The sequence below is a fragment of the Sphingobium sp. DC-2 genome, assembly GCF_000722555.1.
In the GTDB taxonomy this organism is placed as follows: Bacteria; Pseudomonadota; Alphaproteobacteria; order Sphingomonadales; family Sphingomonadaceae; genus Sphingobium; species Sphingobium quisquiliarum.
On sequence record NZ_JNAC01000057.1, the window covers coordinates 141,172 to 160,821 of the forward strand.

General features: G+C 65.3%; 24 protein-coding genes. 7 read left to right on the forward strand and 17 right to left on the reverse strand.

The annotated features are described in order from the left end of the window. Positions 1 to 30: 30 nt before the first annotated feature. Complete coding sequence (locus tag ET21_RS0113340; RefSeq protein ID WP_021237341.1) at positions 31 to 234, reverse strand: DUF4169 family protein; 204 nt, start codon at positions 232 to 234, stop codon at positions 31 to 33. A 164-nt stretch (positions 235 to 398) separates the two neighbouring features. On the opposite strand from ET21_RS0113340, the gene hemW reads away from it, so the two are divergent. Then, positions 399 to 1,571 carry a radical SAM family heme chaperone HemW gene (gene hemW, locus ET21_RS0113345; RefSeq protein ID WP_030540097.1) on the forward strand — a complete coding sequence of 391 codons (1,173 nt, stop codon included), beginning with the start codon at positions 399 to 401 and terminating at the stop codon, positions 1,569 to 1,571. 18 nt (positions 1,572 to 1,589) lie between these two features. On the opposite strand, the gene grxD is transcribed toward hemW, so the two are convergent. From grxD to ET21_RS0113385, 7 genes are all read right to left on the reverse strand, one after another. Continuing rightward, on the reverse strand, positions 1,590 to 1,922 hold the full coding sequence (gene grxD / locus ET21_RS0113350; protein ID WP_021237343.1) for a Grx4 family monothiol glutaredoxin: 333 nt from the start codon (positions 1,920 to 1,922) through the stop codon (positions 1,590 to 1,592). Positions 1,923 to 1,981: 59 nt separating this feature from the next. Beyond that, positions 1,982 to 2,215 carry a BolA/IbaG family iron-sulfur metabolism protein gene (locus ET21_RS0113355; RefSeq protein ID WP_021237344.1) on the reverse strand — a complete coding sequence of 78 codons (234 nt, stop codon included), beginning with the start codon at positions 2,213 to 2,215 and terminating at the stop codon, positions 1,982 to 1,984. A 20-nt stretch (positions 2,216 to 2,235) separates the two neighbouring features. Next, positions 2,236 to 2,559 carry an ATPase inhibitor subunit zeta gene (locus ET21_RS0113360; RefSeq protein ID WP_021237345.1) on the reverse strand — a complete coding sequence of 108 codons (324 nt, stop codon included), beginning with the start codon at positions 2,557 to 2,559 and terminating at the stop codon, positions 2,236 to 2,238. Between the two features lie 57 nt (positions 2,560 to 2,616). After that, entirely contained in the window at positions 2,617 to 3,210 is a 594-nt protein-coding gene (gene leuD / locus ET21_RS0113365; protein WP_030540098.1) for a 3-isopropylmalate dehydratase small subunit, read from the reverse strand. A 109-nt stretch (positions 3,211 to 3,319) separates the two neighbouring features. Beyond that, positions 3,320 to 4,774, reverse strand: a complete 1,455-nt coding sequence (gene leuC / locus ET21_RS0113375; RefSeq protein WP_021237348.1) for a 3-isopropylmalate dehydratase large subunit — start codon at positions 4,772 to 4,774, stop codon at positions 3,320 to 3,322. 139 nt (positions 4,775 to 4,913) lie between these two features. Then, entirely contained in the window at positions 4,914 to 5,066 is a 153-nt protein-coding gene (locus ET21_RS28185; RefSeq protein ID WP_021237349.1) for a hypothetical protein, read from the reverse strand. 22 nt (positions 5,067 to 5,088) lie between these two features. After that, complete coding sequence (locus ET21_RS0113385) at positions 5,089 to 6,681, reverse strand: isocitrate lyase (RefSeq protein WP_030540099.1); 1,593 nt, start codon at positions 6,679 to 6,681, stop codon at positions 5,089 to 5,091. Positions 6,682 to 6,817: 136 nt separating this feature from the next. Between ET21_RS0113385 and ET21_RS0113390 the strand changes: the two genes are divergently transcribed. Both ET21_RS0113390 and ET21_RS0113395 read left to right on the forward strand, forming a co-directional pair. Beyond that, positions 6,818 to 8,215, forward strand: coding sequence for a short-chain fatty acyl-CoA regulator family protein (locus ET21_RS0113390; protein WP_030540100.1), 1,398 nt, complete (start codon positions 6,818 to 6,820; stop codon positions 8,213 to 8,215). 235 nt (positions 8,216 to 8,450) lie between these two features. Next, positions 8,451 to 8,981 carry a porin family protein gene (locus ET21_RS0113395; RefSeq protein WP_030540101.1) on the forward strand — a complete coding sequence of 177 codons (531 nt, stop codon included), beginning with the start codon at positions 8,451 to 8,453 and terminating at the stop codon, positions 8,979 to 8,981. A gap of 67 nt (positions 8,982 to 9,048) precedes the next feature. Here ET21_RS0113395 and ET21_RS0113400 read toward each other — a convergent pair whose 3' ends face one another. Both ET21_RS0113400 and ET21_RS0113410 read right to left on the reverse strand, forming a co-directional pair. After that, positions 9,049 to 9,252: a hypothetical protein gene (locus ET21_RS0113400; RefSeq protein ID WP_030540102.1), complete on the reverse strand. Its 204-nt coding sequence runs from the start codon at positions 9,250 to 9,252 to the stop codon at positions 9,049 to 9,051. A gap of 276 nt (positions 9,253 to 9,528) precedes the next feature. After that, complete coding sequence (locus ET21_RS0113410; RefSeq protein WP_030540103.1) at positions 9,529 to 10,467, reverse strand: right-handed parallel beta-helix repeat-containing protein; 939 nt, start codon at positions 10,465 to 10,467, stop codon at positions 9,529 to 9,531. A 45-nt stretch (positions 10,468 to 10,512) separates the two neighbouring features. Here ET21_RS0113410 and ET21_RS28775 point away from each other — a divergent pair, with 45 nt between their 5' ends. From ET21_RS28775 to ET21_RS0113425, 3 genes are read left to right on the forward strand one after another with little or no spacing between them, the layout of a single operon-like run. After that, positions 10,513 to 10,644 (forward strand): hypothetical protein, encoded by a 132-nt coding sequence (locus tag ET21_RS28775; protein ID WP_272945215.1) that lies wholly within the window; start codon positions 10,513 to 10,515, stop codon positions 10,642 to 10,644. After that, positions 10,641 to 12,137: an ABC transporter substrate-binding protein gene (locus tag ET21_RS0113420; protein WP_030540104.1), complete on the forward strand. Its 1,497-nt coding sequence runs from the start codon at positions 10,641 to 10,643 to the stop codon at positions 12,135 to 12,137. The genes ET21_RS28775 and ET21_RS0113420 overlap by 4 nt, the downstream gene beginning before the upstream one ends. An 18-nt stretch (positions 12,138 to 12,155) precedes the next feature. Further along, the gene (locus ET21_RS0113425) at positions 12,156 to 12,578 is read left to right on the forward strand and encodes a DUF4112 domain-containing protein (RefSeq protein WP_021237356.1); all 423 of its coding nucleotides are present in this window, start codon (positions 12,156 to 12,158) and stop codon (positions 12,576 to 12,578) included. Between the two features lie 9 nt (positions 12,579 to 12,587). On the opposite strand, the gene ET21_RS0113430 is transcribed toward ET21_RS0113425, so the two are convergent. From ET21_RS0113430 to ET21_RS0113450, 5 genes are all read right to left on the reverse strand, one after another. Beyond that, the gene (locus ET21_RS0113430; RefSeq protein ID WP_030540105.1) at positions 12,588 to 13,385 is read right to left on the reverse strand and encodes a ribonuclease T2; all 798 of its coding nucleotides are present in this window, start codon (positions 13,383 to 13,385) and stop codon (positions 12,588 to 12,590) included. Continuing rightward, entirely contained in the window at positions 13,378 to 14,220 is an 843-nt protein-coding gene (gene nadC, locus ET21_RS0113435) for a carboxylating nicotinate-nucleotide diphosphorylase (protein ID WP_021237358.1), read from the reverse strand. The genes ET21_RS0113430 and nadC overlap by 8 nt, the downstream gene beginning before the upstream one ends. Before the next feature lie 88 nt (positions 14,221 to 14,308). Further along, complete coding sequence (gene nadA / locus ET21_RS0113440) at positions 14,309 to 15,295, reverse strand: quinolinate synthase NadA (protein WP_021237359.1); 987 nt, start codon at positions 15,293 to 15,295, stop codon at positions 14,309 to 14,311. Between the two features lie 41 nt (positions 15,296 to 15,336). Further along, complete coding sequence (locus ET21_RS0113445) at positions 15,337 to 16,056, reverse strand: DUF4230 domain-containing protein (RefSeq protein ID WP_030540106.1); 720 nt, start codon at positions 16,054 to 16,056, stop codon at positions 15,337 to 15,339. Further along, positions 16,041 to 16,919: an MBL fold metallo-hydrolase gene (locus ET21_RS0113450; protein WP_030540107.1), complete on the reverse strand. Its 879-nt coding sequence runs from the start codon at positions 16,917 to 16,919 to the stop codon at positions 16,041 to 16,043. The genes ET21_RS0113445 and ET21_RS0113450 overlap by 16 nt, the downstream gene beginning before the upstream one ends. Before the next feature lie 123 nt (positions 16,920 to 17,042). On the opposite strand from ET21_RS0113450, the gene ET21_RS0113455 reads away from it, so the two are divergent. Further along, on the forward strand, positions 17,043 to 17,930 hold the full coding sequence (locus ET21_RS0113455; protein WP_030540108.1) for a tyrosine recombinase XerC: 888 nt from the start codon (positions 17,043 to 17,045) through the stop codon (positions 17,928 to 17,930). 42 nt (positions 17,931 to 17,972) lie between these two features. Here the strand turns inward: ET21_RS0113455 and ET21_RS0113460 are convergent, their stop codons facing one another. Together ET21_RS0113460 and gshB are read right to left on the reverse strand one after the other, a co-directional pair. After that, positions 17,973 to 18,572 (reverse strand): DedA family protein, encoded by a 600-nt coding sequence (locus ET21_RS0113460; protein WP_030540109.1) that lies wholly within the window; start codon positions 18,570 to 18,572, stop codon positions 17,973 to 17,975. Between the two features lie 64 nt (positions 18,573 to 18,636). Continuing rightward, positions 18,637 to 19,611, reverse strand: coding sequence for a glutathione synthase (gene gshB, locus ET21_RS0113465; RefSeq protein ID WP_021237364.1), 975 nt, complete (start codon positions 19,609 to 19,611; stop codon positions 18,637 to 18,639). Between the last annotated feature and the right edge of the window lie 39 nt (positions 19,612 to 19,650).

Consider the following 19,650-nt stretch of genomic DNA (forward strand, 5'->3'; position numbering starts at 1 on the left):
TTCATCGTGAACCCATAGAAAAGGCGCGATCTATTCCTTGCCATCATCGCCAGAGTCCTGGGGATCACGCTTGCTCTGTTCAAGCTGATTGGATTGGCGCTTTGCCTCGCGCTGCTCAAGCTCGCGCTCGCTTTTGGTGCGGCCGAACTTGGCGCGGTTCGCCTGCGCCGTGCGTTCCTTTTCGGCGCGGGCTTTTGCCTTGCGAGCCTGCCGCAGATTGATGACCTCGCCCATCCTGCCTCCTTAAAGCCGATGCGCCGCCTTCCATGGAAACAAGCGAATCAGATAATTGGACCGAGGTAACCGGAGCCTGACCCTTCCGCCAGATGGTGATCCGCAAGCGCCTCGCCGCTATCGCTGGCCGCGCGGCACAAAGCGGTCTAAGAGCGCCCTCGCCCATGTCCTCGCCCCCATCCCGTTCTGCGCCCTCCTCCGAACCGATGGCGCTTTATGTGCATTGGCCATTTTGCGTTTCGAAATGTCCCTATTGCGACTTTAACAGCCATGTCCGGGCGGAGATCGATAACGCTGCCTGGCGCGATGCGCTGCTGGGCGACCTCGCCCATGAGGCAGCGCTGAACGAAGGGCGGGCTCTGGGGTCCATCTTCTTTGGCGGAGGGACGCCTTCGCTAATGCCGCCCGCGATCGTGAGCGCGCTGATCGATGCGGCGGCGCGCCGCTGGACGCTGGCGCCCGGAATAGAGATCACGCTGGAGGCGAACCCCAGTTCGGTGGAGGCGGCGCGTTTCGCAGACCTTGCCGCCGCAGGCGTGAACCGCGTGTCGCTGGGGCTGCAATCGCTGGAGGACGAGGCGCTGCATTTCCTGGGCCGCGCGCATGACGTGAGGGAGGGGTTGGCGGCGCTGGACGTAGCGCAATCCGTGTTCGATCGCGTCAATTTCGACCTCATCTATGCGCGGCCGGGACAGAGCGAGACGGATTGGGAAGCGGAACTGGCGCGCGGCCTGTCTCTGGGCACCGGGCACCTGTCGCTCTACCAGCTCACGATTGAGCCGGGGACGCGATTTGCAACGCTGGCGGCGCAGGGCAAGCTGACGCCCGCCGATCCCGACCATGGTGCGACGCTCTATGAGATGACGCAGGCGATGACGCAGGCTGCGGGCCTTCCCGCCTATGAGATCAGCAATCATGCGCGGCCGGGCGAGGAGAGCCGCCATAACCTCACTTATTGGCGCTATGGCGATTATGCGGGCATCGGCCCCGGTGCGCATGGCAGGCGGGCGGGCATGGCGACGCTGCGGCACAGGAAACCGGAAAACTGGATCAGCGCGGTGAGCCGCAACGGCCATGGGTTGCAGAGCGAAGAGGTGCTGGACGCCACCAGCAAGGGGCGCGAGGCGCTGCTGATGGGCCTGCGCCTCGCCGAAGGGGTCGATCTCGACCGGATCGCGCGGCTGGCGGAACGGCAGGTCGAACAGTTGGTGGATGAAGGCGCGATCGCCCGGCTGGCGGCGCTGGGCCTGCTCCGCCGGGAAGGCCCCCGGCTGCGCGTGACGCCTGCCGGGATGCTGTTGCTGGATGCGATCCTGCCCGAAATCGTCACAGTCTGACGATCGCGGGCGAGAGAATCAGTTGGCGGAGGCGACGCCGCCTTCGGACAGAAGCTGCTGAAGCTCGCCAGCCTCATACATTTCCATCATGATGTCGCTGCCGCCGACAAATTCACCCTTCACATAAAGCTGGGGGATGGTCGGCCAGTCGGAAAAGCTCTTGATCCCCTGACGGATCAGTTGGTCCTGGAGAACGTCGACGGTTTCATAGGCGACGCCCAGATGATCGAGGATGGCGATGGCGCGGCTGGAAAAGCCGCATTGCGGGAACAGGGGCGTTCCCTTCATGAACAGCACCACATCATTGCTGTTCACGATGTCGGCGATCCGCTGGTGGACGGCGTCGGTCATGGGTCGATCCATTCTTGTCACGCGCCGGTCCAGCCGGACGCTCATGAAAATATAGGGCGTTAGTTGGGAACGGCCGTAGTCAGTTGCAAGGCGTGGAGCACGCCCCCCATCCGCCCGCCCAGCGCCGCATAGACGGCGCGCTGCTGGGCAACGCGGCTCATGCCCCGGAAGCTTTCCGCCACGACGCGCGCCGCATAATGATCGCCGTCACCGGCAAGGTCGGTGATTTCGACCTCCGCATCCGGGATGGCGGCCCGGATCATGTCGGCGATTTCGTCAGCGGCCATCGGCATGGCGGAAGGCTCCTGCTGCTTTACTGCGCTTCGATGAACTGGCGGCGGGCGGCGACCTGCTTTTCCTCAAGCGCGGCGCGCACGTCCGCTTCGACGATGTCGAGCCCGGCCTGGGTCATGTCGCCCAGCAGCTTGCGGATCACGTCCTCGTCGCCCGCTTCCTCGAAATCGGCCTGCACCACCGCCTTGGCATAGGCGTCGGTTTCTTCCGGCGTCAGCCCCATTTTGGCGGCGGCCCATTCGCCCAGCAGCCGGTTGCGCCGCGCCTGGATGCGGAACTGCATCTCCTGATCATGGGCGAACATGTTTTCAAAGGCTTTTTCACGGTCATCGAAAGTCGTCATGCTGTGCCCTGCAAGAATGAGGATAAACTAAAGAGCGAAATAGGAAGCTCGCGACGCTTAGGCAACGGCGGGAACGAGCCAGGGCCGTTCCCCGGCCGCCCTGGCTTCATAGGCGCCGATCGTGTCCGCCTGACCCAAGGTGAGGCCGATTTCGTCCAGCCCGCCCAGCAGGCAATGCTTGCGGAAGGGATCGATTTCGAACTGAAAACGATCCTGAAACTGCGTCGTCACCGTCTGCTGCTCCAGATCGACATGGATGGGGTCGGTCTGCGCCACCTCCATCAGCCGGTCGATCGCTTCCTGCGGCAGGACCACGGTCAGGATGCCGTTCTTGAAGGCGTTGCCGGAGAAAATGTCCGAAAAGCTGGGCGCGATCACGACCTTGATGCCCATGTCAGCCAGCGCCCAGGCGGCATGTTCGCGGCTGGACCCGCAACCGAAATTATCGCCCGCGATCAGGATCGGGCTGCCTGCATATTCCGGGTCGTCGAACACATTGCCCGGTTCCTTGCGCAGCACCTCGAACGCGCCCTTGCCAAGGCCGGAGCGCGAGATGGTCTTGAGCCAATGCGCGGGGATGACGATGTCGGTGTCGACATTCTTCATCCCGAACGGATAGGCGCGGCCTTCAACGACAGTCAGCTTGTCCATCAGTGCGCCTGCCCCGCCTGCTGGTCCGCCCGGTCTTCCGCCCGTCCCAGGCTTGCGGCCATGGCGGCGCTGGCCAGCGCGCCCAGCGCCAGCAGCCAGAATACCTTCTTCATGCGACCACCTCTCCCCTCTTTTCTTCCAGCAGTTCCCGCACGTCGGTCAGATGGCCGGTGATGGCGGCGGCGGCGGCCATCGCGGGCGAGACGAGATGCGTCCGCGATCCGGGCCCCTGCCGCCCCATGAAGTTGCGATTGCTGGTCGAGGCGCAGCGTTCGCCCGCGGGCACCTTGTCCGGGTTCATGCCAAGGCATGCGGAGCAGCCCGGCTCGCGCCATTCGAACCCGGCCTCGGTAAAGACGCGGTCCAGCCCTTCGGCCTCCGCCTGCTGCTTGACCAGTCCCGATCCGGGAACGACCAGCGCCTGCTTGATGCCGCTGGCGATATGCTTGCCCTTGAGCAGGGCGGCGGCGGCGCGCAGATCCTCGATCCGGCTGTTGGTGCAACTGCCGATGAAGATATGCTCGACCGTCACATCCTCCATCCGCTGCCCGGCGGTGAGGCCCATATAGTCGAGCGACTTCTGCGCGGCGGCCCGCTTGGACGCGTCGGCGAAGCTTTCCGGGTCAGGCACGACGCCGGTGACCGGCACCACATCTTCGGGGCTGGTGCCCCAGGTGACGTTGGGCACGATATCGGCCGCGTCGATGACGATGCTCTTGTCGAAGACGGCGCCCTCATCGGTGTGCAGCGTCTTCCAATAGGCGACGGCAGCATCCCATGCAGCGCCCTTGGGAGCGAGCGGACGGCCCTTGAGATAGGAGAAGGTCTTTTCATCCGGCGCGAACAGGCCAGAGCGCGCGCCCGCCTCGATCGACATATTCGCGACGGTCAGCCGCCCCTCGATCGACATATCGCGGAAAACGGAGCCGCGATATTCCATGACATAGCCGGTGCCCCCCGCCGTGCCGATGCGGCCGCAGATGGCGAGCGCCACATCCTTGGGCGTGACGCCGAAGCCCAGTTCGCCTTCGACCACGACTTCCATCGTCTTCGACTGTTTCAGCAGCAGCGTCTGGGTGGCGAGCACATGCTCCACCTCCGACGTGCCGATGCCGAAGGCCAGCGCGCCCAGCGCGCCATGCGAACTGGTGTGGCTGTCGCCGCAGACCAGCGTGGTGCCGGGCAGGGTAAAGCCCTGTTCGGGACCGACGACATGGACGATGCCCTGTTCCAGGTCCGCGTCGCCGATGAGGCGCACGCCGAATTCAGGCGCGTTCCTTTCCAGCGCCGCAAGCTGCTGCGCGCTTTCGGGATCGGCGATCGGGATACGATTGCCCTGCGCATCGCGGCGCGGCGTCGTGGGCAAATTATGATCCGGCACCGCCAGCGTCAGGTCGGGGCGGCGCACCTTGCGCCCGGCAAGGCGAAGGCCTTCGAACGCCTGGGGACTCGTCACCTCGTGAACGAGGTGGCGATCGATATAGATGAGGCAGGTTCCATCCGGGCGGCGTTCAACGACATGCGCGTCCCAGATCTTTTCATACAGCGTGCGGGGCTTGACCATAACAACATCCCCCTAGACCCAGAGCGGGCCGGGCGGAAGAGGCAATATTGCTGTGACGGCTGCCCCTGCGCGTCATAGCAGCCAGAAGCCCGCCGCCCCGAATAGCGGCAGCGGGCTTCTGTCACCGGCAAGGGGGCAATCAGCGCAGGCGGCCGAGCCGATGATAGAGATTGGCGAACTTCACCGATTCCGGCGTATCCTTCACCTTCTGCATATAATCGGCCACCGCCGCCTTGAGCAGCGAGAAATCCTCGGTCGAGAAGACCGCGCGCGTCCGTGCAGGTTCAGTCATTTCGTCCTCCTTCTTTCGTGCTTCATGCCGCGAACTGGTTCATGGTGTTGTGCGCGCCGCCGGCCTTGAGCGCCGCTTCGCCAGCGAAATATTCCTTATGGTCATCGCCAAGGTCGCTGCCCGCCATATTCTGATGCTTCACGCAGGCGACGCCCTGGCGGATTTCCTTGCGCTGGACGCCTTCGACATAGCCCAGCATCCCCGCCTCGCCGAAATATTCGCGGGCGAGATTGTCCGTGCTGAGCGCCGCCGTGTGGTAGGTCGGCAGGGTGATGAGGTGATGGAAGATGCCAGCGCGCGCTGACGCGTCCCGTTGGAAGGTACGGATCTTCTCATCGGCTTCCCGCCCCAGGTCGGTCGCGTCATAATCCGCGCTCATCAGCTTCGCGCGATCATAGGCGCTGACGTCCCGGCCCTCCGCCTGCCAGCGGTCGAAAACCTGCTGACGGAAATTCAGCGTCCAGTTGAAGCTGGGCGAATTATTATAGACCAGCTTGGCGTCGGGGATGACCGCGCGGATGCGGTCCACCATGCCGGCGATCTGGTCGATATGCGGTTTTTCCGTTTCGATCCACAGCAGGTCGGCCCCATTTTGCAGCGAGGCGATGCAGTCCAGGACAACCCGGTCCTCGCCAGTGCCGCTGCGGAACTGGTAGAGGTTGGACGGCAGGCGTTTGGGGCGGAACAGCTTGCCGCCGCGCGCCAGCACGACATCGCCGCGCAGGCTGGAAAGGTCGGTCACCTCCTCGACATCGAGGAAGCTGTTATACTGGTCGCCCAGATCACCTTCCTCGCGGCTGTAGGCGATCTGCTTGGTGAGCCCAGCGCCCAGCGAATCGGTGCGCGCGACGATGATGCCGTCATCGACCCCAAGCTCAAGGAAGGCGTAGCGGACCGCGCGGATCTTCGCCAGGAAATCCTCGTGCGGGACGGTGACCTTGCCGTCCTGATGGCCGCACTGCTTTTCGTCCGAGACCTGATTTTCGATCTGGATGCAGCAGGCGCCCGCCTCGATGAACTTCTTCGCGAGCAGATAGGTCGCCTCCGCATTGCCGAAGCCTGCGTCTATGTCAGCGATGATGGGCACGATGTGCGTTTCATACTGGTCGATCGCATTGGCAAGGCGCTGGACCTCGACGTCGTTGCCGTCCTCCCGCGCCTTGTCGAGATCGCGGAACATCATGCCCAGTTCGCGGGCGTCGGCCTGACGCAGGAAGGTGTAAAGCTCCTCGATCAGCGCGGGCACGCTGGTCTTTTCATGCATCGACTGGTCGGGCAGCGGCCCAAATTCGCTGCGCAGCGCCGCGACCATCCAGCCCGACAAATAGAGATATCTGCCCTTCGTCGTGCCGAAATGCTTCTTGATGCTGATCATCTTCTGCTGGCCGATGAAGCCGTGCCAGCAGCCCAGCGACTGGGTGTAGTTGGCGGGATCGGCATCATAGGCCGCCATGTCGCGGCGCATGATAGCGGCGGTATAGCGCGCGATGTCGAGCCCGGTGCGGAAGCGGTTTTGCAGGCGCATGCGCGCGACCGGCTCGGCGGCGACGCCCTGCCAATGCGCCTGTCCGCCGATGATGCCGTCCGCCTTCGCGATTTCCTGTATGTAGGTCATGGTCCCTCATTCCCTGATTGGATGGAATGGGCGTAACGCCTCCTTTCCCGCGCCGTCAGGGTGCGCGAGGTTCAGTTGTGGAACTTTACAAACATCTTGTGTAAAGTTGTACAGCTTTGCACAGGAACGGTGGGACATGGCCAAGGACAGACCCGTTTACATGGGACCGCGCCTGCGGAGGCTGCGGCGCGAACTGGGGCTGACCCAGGCGGACATGGCGGCCGACCTGGAAATATCCGCTTCCTATGTCGCGTTGCTGGAGCGAAACCAGCGGCCTCTGACCGCCGACATGCTGCTGCGGCTGGCGCGCACCTATCGCATGGACATGAGCGAACTGGCAGGGGATGGTGGTGCCGAGCAGACGGCGCGGCTGCAAGCGGCGCTGAAGGAGCCGATGTTCGCCGATATCGACCTGCCCGCGCTGGCGATGCAGGATGTAGCGGTCAACTATCCCGGCTTTGCCGAAGCGCTGCTGCGGCTGCACACCGCCTATCGCGAGGAGCAGCTGACGCTGGCGGATCGCGGCGGCGTGGCGAGCGGCGATGCGGCCGCGCCCGATCCGGTGGCCGAAGCGCGGCGCTTCATCGCGGCGCGGCGAAACAGCTTCCCGCTGCTGGACGATGCGGGCGAGAGGCTGGCGGCGGAGATCGCCCAGGCCGGGGGCACGGCCCAATGGCTCAAGACAAGGCATGGGCTGCGGGTCAGGCGGCTGCCTTCGGACGTGATGGCGGGATCGATGCGCCGCCTGGACCGGCATCGCGACGCGGTGCTGATCGACGACACGCTGGACGAGGCAAGCAGCAACTTTCAACTGGCGCAGCAGGTCGCCTATCTGGAGATGCGGGGCGAGATCGATGCACTGTTGAAAGAGGGGCAGTTCGTCAGCGATGGCGGGCGGCGGCTCACGCGGCGCGCGCTGGCGAGCTATGGCGCGGCGGCCATCCTTATGCCCTATGCCGCCTTCGCCAAGGCGGTGGAGGCGCGGCGCTATGATGTGGAAGCGCTGGCGCGGCAGTTCGGCGCGAGTTTCGAGCAGGTGGCGCACCGCCTGACCAGCCTGCAAAAACCGGGGCAGGAGCGCGTGCCCTTCTTCTTCCTGAGGGTCGATCCGGCGGGCAATATCAGCAAGCTGCTGGACGGCGCGGGTTTTCCCTTCGCGCGGCATGGCGGTTCATGCCCCCTCTGGTCGGTGCACCAACTGTTCGGCCGCCCGCGCGAGGTGGTGACGCAATGGCTGGAACTGCCCGACGGCCAGCGCTTCTTTTCGATCGCGCGCACGGTGAGCGCAGGCGGCGGCGGATGGGGCATGCCGCGCGTCGAACGGGCGGTGGCGCTGCTGTGCGCTGCCGAACATGCGCACCGCCTGATCTATGCGCAGGGCCTGCCGCCGTCCGAGCCCACGCCGGTGGGCGTGACATGCCGCCTGTGCCACCGCAGCCGGTGCCTTGCCCGATCCGCGCCGCCCATCGGGCGCGACCTGCTGCCGGAAGATTTCCGCCGCGGCCATGCGCCCTTCGGTTTTTCGGACGGATAAGATCGATGCATTTTTTGCGCCGTGAGCCCCTTCCAAAGGCAGGGGAACATCGCTGATTCCGGCGGGAAAAGGGTAGCCTTGGAACGTGACACCCACATTTCAAGACTGGTGCAAGATTATCACAGCCTTTTGTGCAAATGCGGCAAGACATTGTTTCTTCGTCTTTACTGGATGCGGGGAACGTCTCTAAACCGCGCCCGTTCGTGGGAAAACGAACTCAGGAGGAGAACCCACCATGAAAAAGCTCATCGCTTCCGCGCTGCTGCTCGCCAGCGTCACCGCCCCTGCCATGGCGCAGGACGCCGTCCCCTTTTCGGGCCCCTATATCGGTGGCGTCGTTGGTCTCGACCATTTCGACTTCAACGCCGACAACCATGACAGCGGCCTGCTCTATGGCGGCGTGATCGGTTATGACATCAACGTCAACGGCGCCGTGTTCGGCCTCGAAGGCGAATATTCCGACTCCGACGTGAAGGAAGGCCTCGCCCGCACGGACCGCGACCTGTACGCAGGCGTGCGCGTCGGCGGCGAAGTCGTCCCCAACGTGCTGCTGTACGCCAAGGGCGGCTACACCAACGCGCGTCTGGAAAGCCGCGTGGATGACGACAGCGTCAAGCTGGACGGCTACCGTCTGGGCGCAGGCGTGGAAACCACCATCCAGGGCTTCATCGCCCGCGCCGAATATCGCTATTCGAGCTATGAGCGCGTGGCCGGCACCAAGCCGGAGCGCCACCAGGCTGCCCTGATCCTGGGCTACCGCTTCTGATCGGAAGCCTGGCGCTTTGAAAAAGGAAGGGGCGTCCTCACCGGCGCCCCTTTTTTTTGTGCGTGGATCAGTCGCCGATCAGGTCGAGATAGGCGATCACGTCATTGTCGGTGGCGAGGAACAGGCCGTCCTGCACATCCTCCGGCTGTTGAGCGGCGATGCGCATCGCCTCGTCGAGAGAGCCGTAGAATAATGTGGTGGCAGCGCCGCCTTCCTGAGCGTCGCTGAGATGATAGAGGCGGACGGTCGCTGATCCGTAAGTGGTGCGCATAAGCAGGGTTATAGCATGGCGCTTTGCATTGGCACTGCCTTGGATTGCCCAGATTGTACATTCACAGCCAGGCATTGCGCCGGATGCTCTATTTCAGAGGGGGGCCTTCGACTGCCTGCTTTCAGCAGGCGCTGAGGGCGGGCTTCAGCAGGCTCAGCCCGAACGGGGAGATGCGGCGCCGGTTTACGGCGTGATCTGAAAAAGACGGATCAACATTTAAGCAGGGCAGGTAATCCGTCCGAACAGGCCGGTCCGGCTGGGCGGCCGGACGTCCTTTTAGCGCCGATCCGAAACCTTGATGCCGCTGGCCAGCTTATTGGGGCCGATCCGCACCGCATCATCGGTGAAGTTCGCGACGAAGCTGCTGTTGCGTTCCAGCCCCGGCACGAAGGAGGCGCTGTTGTTCAGGATCGACAGGCCTGTGCTGTCATTCTCCCGCCCTTCCGGCGCGACGGTGATGAAGGCGCTGTGATTATCCTTGTCCTTACCCTGCACCATTTCATTGCGGCTGATCTCTCCGCTCGCGCCGTTGGACAGGTCGATCATATAGTTGGTGAGGTGGCCGCCGCTGTCGTCGAAGCTGTTGTCGGTGATGGTGACGCGGGGCGTGCGGGTTTTCAGATAATGGCCGCCATCGCCCTGGTCGAAGCGCGATCGCGTCACCTTCAGGCTGCCATAGCGGCCGATATAGACGCCGTGGGCGCAGTCCAGGTCGCGGTCGCACCGGCCAAGATGGCGGAAGGTCGAACGGTCGATGGTGACGCTGGCCTGCGGGCCGTCGCCGCTCAATATGCCTTGCTCACTGTTGCGGAACAGGCTGTTGGTGACGGTGAGATTGCCGTTTTCCAGCCGGATGCCAGCGCCATTGCCATCGGGCACGCGCAGATTCTGGAAGACGATGCCGTCGACGACGCTGGCCCGGCCGCGCAGGACGAGCGCCGCCTTGCCCTCGCATGGTACGCCGTCGAGGATCACGGTCCCGGGCGTCCGCGCGCGGAAGGTGACTTCGCCCGCTTCCTGCACGGCGCACTGGGCGTAGGTGCCGGGCGCGATCAGCACGGTTCCCCTGCCCCCGCCGATCGCCGCGACCGCTTCCCCAAGCGAGGCATAGCCCCTGCCGCTTTCCTCGATAGTGAAGGGCGTAGGCCTGCCTTGCGCAAGAGCGGTGGCGCCAGCGGCGGCGAAGACGAGCAGGGTCGTGGAGAGGATACGCATGAGGGACGGCATAGGCCCCTGAACTGGCCTGGCCAATGCAGACTTATGGTTAACAAAATCCTGTTCCGCGATGGGACAGCTTTGGGCGTGATGATGAAAATGGCGGCGGGCGGCTTTACCGCGCCGCACCGGGTTGGCGGCGGCGCGCGGGCGGGTTACTCCTACGGCGCGTCATGACCCTGCCTGCATCCCTGCCCCGTCCGATCCTGACCTGCCTGGCCGCTGGCGCCGCGGCGGCCGGAGCGGCGATGCTGGGTTCCTGTTCGGAAAAGGCGAGCGGGCCGGTGGCCGTCAGCGTAATCGGCACGCCAGCGGAACTGGCCAAGCCGCTGAACCATTTGCCCGCGCCCGCGGCGAAGCTGATGCTGGAGGCCACGGCGCAAGGACTGGTGGCGTTCGACGCCAGCGGTGACATCTTGCCCGCGCTGGCGCAGCGCTGGATCGTGGAGGATGACGGCCGCAGCTACATCTTCCGCCTGCGCCGCGCGCTATGGGCCAATGGCGACAAGGTGACCGCCAGCGACGTCGCACGGCTGTTGACGGCGCGGATCGATGCGCTGCGGCGGCTGGACCCCGAAGGGCCGCTGGACGTGGTGGAAGCGGTAGTGCCGATGACCGGCGAGGTGATCGAGATCAGGCTGGGAGCACCCCGCCCCTTCCTGCTGCAAATGCTGGCGCAGCCGCAAATGGCGATACTGTCGCGCGACGGGGGCACCGGCCCCTATCGTTCAAAACGCTGGGGCAAGGCGCTGCTGCTGACCCCGATCGAGCCCGAATCCGGCGACGAGGATGAAGAAGGCGCGCCTGCGCCGTGGCGCACGCGCATCCTGCGGGCGGAGCGGGCGGCGATGGCCGTCATCCGCTTTCGCCAGGGCGCGGCGGACATGGTGCTGGGCGGCCGCTTCACCGACCTGCCGCTGCTGGTGCCAGCGGGCATCGACCGCGACGCCGTGCGGGTAGATCCGGTGCAGGGGCTGATGGGGCTGGCCGTGACGGGCAAGGGCAAGCTGTTGGACGATGACGATGTGCGGCTGGCGATCAACATGGCGATCGACCGCAGCCAGTTGCCCAAGCTGTTCCCGCTGGGCGGATGGGCGGTGACGGAGCAGATCGTGCCAGCCCAGATCGACCTGCCCGCTCCACCTGCGCGGCCTGCCTGGGCGGGGCTGCCGCTGGAGGAGCGGCGGGCACGGGCGGGGGCTGCCGTCGCCCGCTGGCGCGGCGAAAATGGCGATCCGCCCGTGCTGAAAATAGCCCTGCCCAAGGGACCGGGCGCGACCACCCTGTTCGCGCTGCTGCGCCATGATCTGGGGCTGATCGGGCTGGCGGCGGAGCGGGTGGAGTTGAAGGACGAGGCCGACCTGCGGCTGGTGGACGAAGTCGCCGCTTATGACAGCGCGCTCTGGTATCTTGGCCGCATTGGCTGCGCGCGCAAGGTGCATTGCTCCGCGCAGGCCGACGCGCAGTTGCAAGCGGCCAGCCTGGCGACGAGCGCGGCGGAGCGGATGGCGCGGGTGGCGCAGGCCGAAGCGCTGATGCAGGCGCATAACGGCTATATCGCGCTCGGCGCGCCAGTACGCTGGTCGCTGGTGGCGCGCCGCCTGACGGGCTTCACCCCTTCCCCCCGCGCGCGGCACCCATTGAACCACCTGTTCCCCAGCCCCAATTAGGGTTCAGGAGGAACGGGCATGGCTTTGTCGCAAGATCAGTTCGACCGGATGGTGCGCGACCTTCCCGGCTTTGGCCGCGACGCCGCATCCGTGCGGCGGCGGATCGAGGCTATGGAAGCGATGCTGGAGGGCCTGTTCGTCATCCCCGGCACCAACCGGCGCGTGGGGCTGGACAGTCTGGTGGGCCTGATCCCCGTTGTGGGCGATGTGGCGACCGCCGCGATGGGCGCATGGATCGTGTGGGAAGCGCGCAATCTGGGCATGCCCAAATGGCAATTGGCGCGCATGGCGGCTAATGTCGGCTTCGACACTGTGGTGGGCGCCATTCCCTTCGCTGGCGATGTGTTCGACTTTCTGTTCAAGTCCAACACGAAGAATTTGCGGATCATCCGCAGGCATCTGGACAAGCATCATCCCTCCACCGTGACGATCGAGGGTTGAGGTCCGTTGTCAGTCCGCCGGAACCCTGGCGTTCGGATCAAGGTCCAGCTTCAGGGACGGGCGCGGCGCGGGCGCGGCGCGGCTTCTGACTGGCAGGATGTTGGGGCCGGGCTGAATGCGCAGCCTTGCGCCTGCGGGCGCGCCGCGCTGATGGACGGGGCAGCGGGCATATTCCATCGCCCGGTCCATGCAGAGCCACACTTCGCTGAGCCAATCGCCGCGCGTGGTCCTGACGCGGATCATGTCAGCTTTCAACCCCTTGTTCGCGCGGGCGAATTCAGCGGCGAACTGGCCCACGGTCAAACTCTTGCGCCGGGCGAGCAGCGTCATGTTCGGATAGCGTATCGCGTCGTGGAAGGCGCGGGCGAGGTTGAAATATAGTTCTGGCCGCGTCGTCATGCAGGTGCCGTGCTTGGCCCATTCATGCTGGAGCAGCTGGGCGGAAGGCGTGGTGCACAGATTCTGGCGGATGATCTGGCGGGGCAGGAGATCGGCAGGTCGGCAATATTGCGGCCACTCCCTCCCCTTACCCTCCGGCCAGAGACCATGCAGGACGAAGCCGAACCTGCCGTTACGGCCGCTGCATTGGAAGGCGCTGTCAGCCCCGCGCGCCGTGGCGCAATATTGCGGCGACCAGCTGAGCGCGAGGGTATAGCCCGCGGCCGGGATCAGGCGGCGCGGCTCGCCCGCTGGCGGTGGTTCGGGCCGGGGGCGCGGCACCTGCTGCGGGATGGAGCAATAGGCCGCCTGCGCCAGCGCGGGGACCGGCATTGCGAGCAGCAGCAGGGCCAGCAGGCTCTTAGGCAAAGTCCAGGCCGATGTCGGCGGCAGGGGCCGACTGGGTGAGGCGGCCGACGCTGATATAGGTGACGCCGGTTTCCGCCTTGGCACGGATGGTCTGGAGCGTGACGCCGCCTGACGCTTCGGTCGGCACGCGTCCGCCGACCAGCGTGACCGCGCCGCGCAGGGTGGGCGCGTCCATATTGTCGAGCAGCAGGTGCGTGGCCCCGGCCGCCAGCGCCGGTTCGATCTGGTCGACCCGATCGACCTCCACGATGATGCGTTCGATCCCGGCGGCGGCGGCGCGGCGAACGGCTTCCCCGACGGAGCCCGCGACCGCGACATGATTGTCCTTGATCATCGCCGCATCCCACAAGCCCATGCGGTGATTGGTCGCGCCGCCCTGACGCGTGGCATATTTTTCCAGCACGCGAAGGCCGGGGATCGTCTTGCGCGTGTCGAGCAAGGTCGCGCCCGTGCCCAGGATTGCGTCGGCATAGGCGCGGGTCATGGTGGCGATGCCGGTCAGGTGCTGGACGGTGTTGAGGGCCGAACGCTCCGCAGTCAGCATGGCGCGGGCCTTGCCACGGATGCGCATGATGTCGGTGCCAGCGGGCACGCGGTCGCCATCCTGACGCAGCAGCTCGATCTCCACCTGCGGGTCGAGCGCGCGGAAGAAGGCGGCGGCAATCGGCAGGCCCGCCAGAGTCACCGCGTCGCGGCTGTCCATCACGCCGTCGAAGACCGCGTCGGCGGGGATCACCGCCTCGCTGGTGACGTCGCGGCCATCAGGCCCCAGATCCTCGGCAAGGGTAGAGGCGACGAAGGCGTCGAGGTCGAAGCCGGGGAGGGAGAAGGTCATGGCGCTTCCTGAAACTTGCCGTTCCCGCAAGGCGGGAGCCCGGCTGGAATGGCTGAACTGGGCTCCTGCCTTCGCAGGAGCATGCGGCTCAACGGTTGCCCACGTCGCCCTTGCCGACGGTGCCGCTGGCGAGTTCCAGCATGCGGTCGAGGCTTTTCCTGGCGGCGAGGCGCAGATCCTCGTCCATCTCGATCCGGGGCTGGAGGTCGCGGAGCGCCAGATAGAGCTTCTCCATCGTGTTGAGCGCCATATAGGGGCAGACATTGCAGTTGCAGTTGCCATCCGCGCCCGGCGCGCCGATGAAATTCTTTTCCGGCACCGCCTTGCGCATCTGGTGGATGATGTGCGGTTCGGTCGCGACGATCAGCGTGTCGCCGGGCATCGTCTTGGCATATTGCAGGATGCCGCTGGTCGATCCCACATAGTCCGCATGGTCGACGATATAGGGCGGGCATTCGGGATGCGCGGCGATCGGCGCATCGGGATGCTGCGCCTTGAGCTTGAGCAATTCGGTCTCGCTGAACGCTTCATGCACGATGCAGACGCCCGGCCACAGCAGCATGTCGCGGTTGAACTTGCGCTTGAGATAGCCGCCCAGATGCTTGTCGGGGCCGAAGATGATCTTCTGTTCGCGCGGGATCTGGCTCAGAATCGTTTCGGCGGACGAGCTGGTGACGATGATGTCGCTGAGCGCCTTCACCTCGGCCGAACAGTTGATGTAGCTGAGCGCGATATGGTCGGGATGGGCTTCGCGGAACGCCTTGAACTGGGCGGGCGGGCAACTGTCCTCCAGGCTGCATCCGGCGTCCATGTCAGGCAGCACCACGATCTTTTCGGGGCTGAGGATTTTCGCCGTTTCCGCCATGAAGCGGACGCCGCAGAAGGCGATGACATCCGCATCCGTTTCCGCCGCCTTGCGCGAGAGTTCCAGGCTGTCGCCCACGAAATCGGACAGGTCCTGGATTTCGGGCTTCTGATAATAATGGCCAAGAATGACGGCGTTGCGTTCCTTGCGCAGCCGGTCGATCTCTGCGCGCAGATCAGTCCCCTGCGGGATTCCGGTGATGGCGTTCATGTCCCTAACTCCTCGGTCCCATTCAGGGCTTGCGGCGCGCCCTAACGCTCCTGCCGCTTATTGGCCAGTACCTCGTTGATCGGCGTGGTGACGTCCCACTGCTCGCGATTGCCGTTCTTGCGTTCGGGCGGGAAGGTGACGAGCACGCGCGCCCCATCATAACCCATGGCGCTAAGCGGCGCATCCATCAGCCTGGCTATCGCCGCGCGGCCATATTCGCGCGCTTGCGCCATGCGCTCAGGCGACCGCGCCGAAGCCTGGGCGCGCACCTCTGCATGAGCCGACGCCTGACGGCTCAGCGCCTCGCCCGCCTCCCGCGTCACAAACAGGCCGCTGGTGCGCACCAGCGTGCGGCGCGCTTCATCCAGATTGGGTTTGCCCGGCTTCACATCAGGCGCGTTGACGATCAGCGTGCGGTTGCCTTCGTCCCATTCCAGATCGCTTGCGGACAGCCCCGACAGGTCGACAAAATAATCGACCGAATAGGGCATCTTCACCACCTGGTCGGATTTCAGCCAGCCAAAACCGCGCACGTCGCGCGCTGTGCTCTGGATCGTGCCGTTCAGTTGCGACACGCGCAGGCTCGCTGCGCCGGAAATCTTTTCCGCAATGATCCTTGTCACCGCTGATCCATCATCCTCGACGCTGACCACATAGTCGCGATTATAACGCTGCCACCCCACCAGCATCGCCCCGCCCAGCAGCAGGATCAGCAGCGCGGCAGCGGCCGGACCGGCATAGCGTTTCAGGCTGTCCGCCACAGCCCATCCCCAGCGGACGCGGCAAGCCCGCGCCCGTCCAGATCGATCAAATGCGCCAGCACGGATCGCCCGGCGGCGGAATGAAGCCGCGGGTCGATGCCCTTGTACATCTCCGCCACCATGTCCGGGATCGTGCTGGCCCCGTTGCGCTCCAGAAAGCGCATTATCTGCCCTTCGCGCTGCTTGCGATGGCCCATCATGCCGCGCACCAGACGGCGCGGATTTTCGACCGGATCGCCATGGGCGGGATAGTAGATCGCGTCGTCGCGGTCGAGCAGGCGCTGCATCGAGCGCATATAGTCAGCCATGTCACCATCGGGCGGCGAGATGACGCTGGTGGACCAGCCCATCACATGGTCGCCGGTGAACAGGGCATTCTCCTCCGCCAGAGCGAAACAGAGATGATTGGACGTATGGCCGGGCGTCGCCAGCGCTTCCAGCGTCCAGCCTTCGCCCCTCACCTGCTCGCCATCGGCGAGGACACGGTCGGGACGGTAGGTAGGGTCGAAGGCGGCGTCGGCGCGCGGGCCGTCATCGTCCAGAACCAGGGGCGCGCAGCCAGTGACACGCGCGCCGGTCTGCGCCGAAAGCGGCCGGGCCGCCGGGCTGTGATCACGATGGGTATGGGTGCACAGGATCGCGCGGACAGGGCGGCCCCCGATTGCGGCGAGCAGCGCGTCGAGATGGTCCGCATCGTCCGGGCCGGGATCGATGACGGCGAGATCGCTGGTGCCCACCAGATAGGTCTGCGTTCCCGTATAGGTGAAGGGCGACGGATTGGGCGCGAGGACGCGGCCGATGCGCGGAGACATCTGGAGTAGCGTGCCGGTGGGCATTCCGGCAGGATCGGGAGCAGTTGCCATGCGCTCCATGTGCCCATCTGACCGGGATTTTCAAGGCCCGGAAGCATCGGGGATTCCGTTTGGGGCGGCGCTGGCTTACTGTCTTTGCCTCCGCTCGACACGAACGGACGTGGAGAATGGACGTTGCGCAATCTTGTGGAAGCATGGCGAAGTCATCTGGCGCTGGACCGGCGGCGGTCCACGCACACGGTGCGCGCCTATGTGGCGACGGCGGAGCGGCTGATCGCTTTCCTGGAGGAACATCGCGGGGAAACGGTAACGGCGGCGAGCATCGCGGGCATCGGTCAGGCGGACCTGCGCGCCTTCCTGGCGGCGCGGCGCATGGACGGGATCGGCAATGTGTCGGCGGCGCGGGAATTGTCGGCGGTGCGCGGTTTCCTGAAGTTCATCGGCGGCGCGGATGCGCAGGTGCCGCTGCTGAAGGGGCCGAAGGTCAAGCGCGGGCTGCCCCGGCCGGTGTCGCCCGAGGAAGCGGTGGCGCTGGCGAGCGATATCGCCGAAACGGCGCGGGAGGGATGGATCGGCGCGCGCGATTGGGCGGTGCTGCTGCTGCTCTACGGCGCGGGGCTGCGGATCGGCGAGGCGATGGGGCTGATGGGCGATGTCCTGCCCCTGGCCGACACGCTGCGGGTGACGGGCAAGCGCGGCAAGACGCGGATGGTGCCGCTGCTGCCGCAGGTGCGCGCGGCGATCGAGGCCTATGTCGCGGCCTGCCCCTATCCGGTGGCGCGGCAGGAGCCGCTGTTCCGGGGCGCGCGGGGCGGCCCGCTATCGGCTGCGATCATCCGGCGGGCGGTGCAGGGCGCGCGGGGACGGCTGGGGCTGGCCGACCGCACGACGCCGCATGCGCTGCGCCACAGCTTCGCGACGCACCTGCTGGGGCGCGGAGCGGACCTGCGATCGTTGCAGGAACTGTTGGGGCATGCCAGCCTGTCGTCGACGCAAATCTATACGCAGGTGGATGCGGCGCATCTGCTGGATGTGTACCGGCATGCGCATCCCCGGGCGTGATCGGATGATGCCATAGATAACAAAGGCGGGAGAGCGTTTGGCTCACCCCCTCGGTTTCCATGTCGCAAGGCGCCACAGATATAGCGCGATAGCCCCCACCACGCAGGCGGTGGCGACGGGACCGACATATTTGTCGATATCGCGGAAATTCTGGCCCAGCACATAGCCCGCATAGGCAAGGATGATGTTCCAGATCAGCGCGCCGCCCGCCGTCCAGGCGAGGAAGCGAGTGTGGCCCATGCGGAACAGCCCGGCCGGGAGCGAGATCATGGTGCGGAAGGCGGGCAGGAAGCGGAAGACGAAGACGACGATCTGGCCATATTTGCCGAAAATATGGTCCAGCCGTTCGACGTCCCTCCATTCCAGCGTGGCCCAGCGGCCATAGCGGTCTACCAGGGGCTTGAGCCGGTGAAAGCCCAATATGTGGCCGACCAGATACCAGAAATAATTGCCCACGGTGGTTCCGGCGGTCCCGGCGACCAGCAGCCATTCCATCGCCATGCGGCCCTGGCCAACCCGGATGCCGCCTATCCCCATGATCAGTTCGGACGGGATCGGAGGAAAGACATTTTCCAGGATCATCAGGACGAAGATGCCCCAATAACCACCCGCGTCGATGAGGTGCAGGACCCATTGGGTCATCCTTCACGCCGCCCGGCGCTGCCCTGCGCTCCTGCCTTCGCCGGAGCATGCTGCGCCGTTCCAGTCAGGCGGCCACCCGTGCGGCCAGGCGGGCGTCTATGGCGTCCCAGATCATGCCGCCGGTATCGGTGCCGTTGAACGCGTCGATCGATACGATGCCAGTGGGCGAGGTCACGTTGATTTCGGTCAGCCATTCGCCGCCGATCACGTCGATGCCGACGAACAGCAGGCCGCGCCGCTTGAGTTCCGGGCCCATGGCGGCACAGATTTCCAGTTCGCGGTCGGTGAGTTCCGTCCGCGCGGCCGATCCGCCGACTGCGAGGTTGGAGCGGATTTCGCCAGCGCCGGGAATGCGGTTGATCGCGCCCGCAACCTCCCCATCCACCAGCACGATGCGCTTGTCGCCCTGCGCGACACCGGGGATGAAGGCCTGAACCATGAAGGGTTCGACCCATGAGGCGTTGAACAGTTCCACCAGCGCCGACAGGTTCGCGCCGGATTGCCCGACATGAAAGACGGCGTTGCCCGCATTGCCGTAGAGCGGCTTGACGACGATCTCGCCATGTTCGGCAAGGAAGCTCCTGACCTCCGCCAGATCGCGGGTGATCATGGTCGGCGGCATGAAACGGGCATAGTCGAGCACGAACAGCTTTTCGGGCGCGTTGCGGACGGAGGCGGGGTCGTTCACCACCAGCGTTTCGGGCTGCACCCGCTCCAGCAGATGGGTGGCGGTGATGTAGCTGAGGTCAAAGGGCGGGTCCTGCCGCATGAGGACCACGTCCACATCGCGGCCAAGGTCGAGCAGTTCCGGCTCCCCGAAGGCATAATGGTCGCCCTCCACCTTCTGCACCTTCACCGGATGCGCCTTCGCCAGCACGCGGCCGTCGCGATAGGTGAGGTCCGGCGCGAGATAATGGTAGAGGCGATGCCCCCTCGCCCGCGCCGCCAGCATGATGTGGAAGGTGGAATCGCCCTTGATGTTGATCCCTTCCATCGGGTCCATCTGCACGGCGACGGTGAGAGGGTTGAGTTGGGTCATCCAAAAAGCCTTCTTACAAGCTCCGTTCGTTTCGAGCGC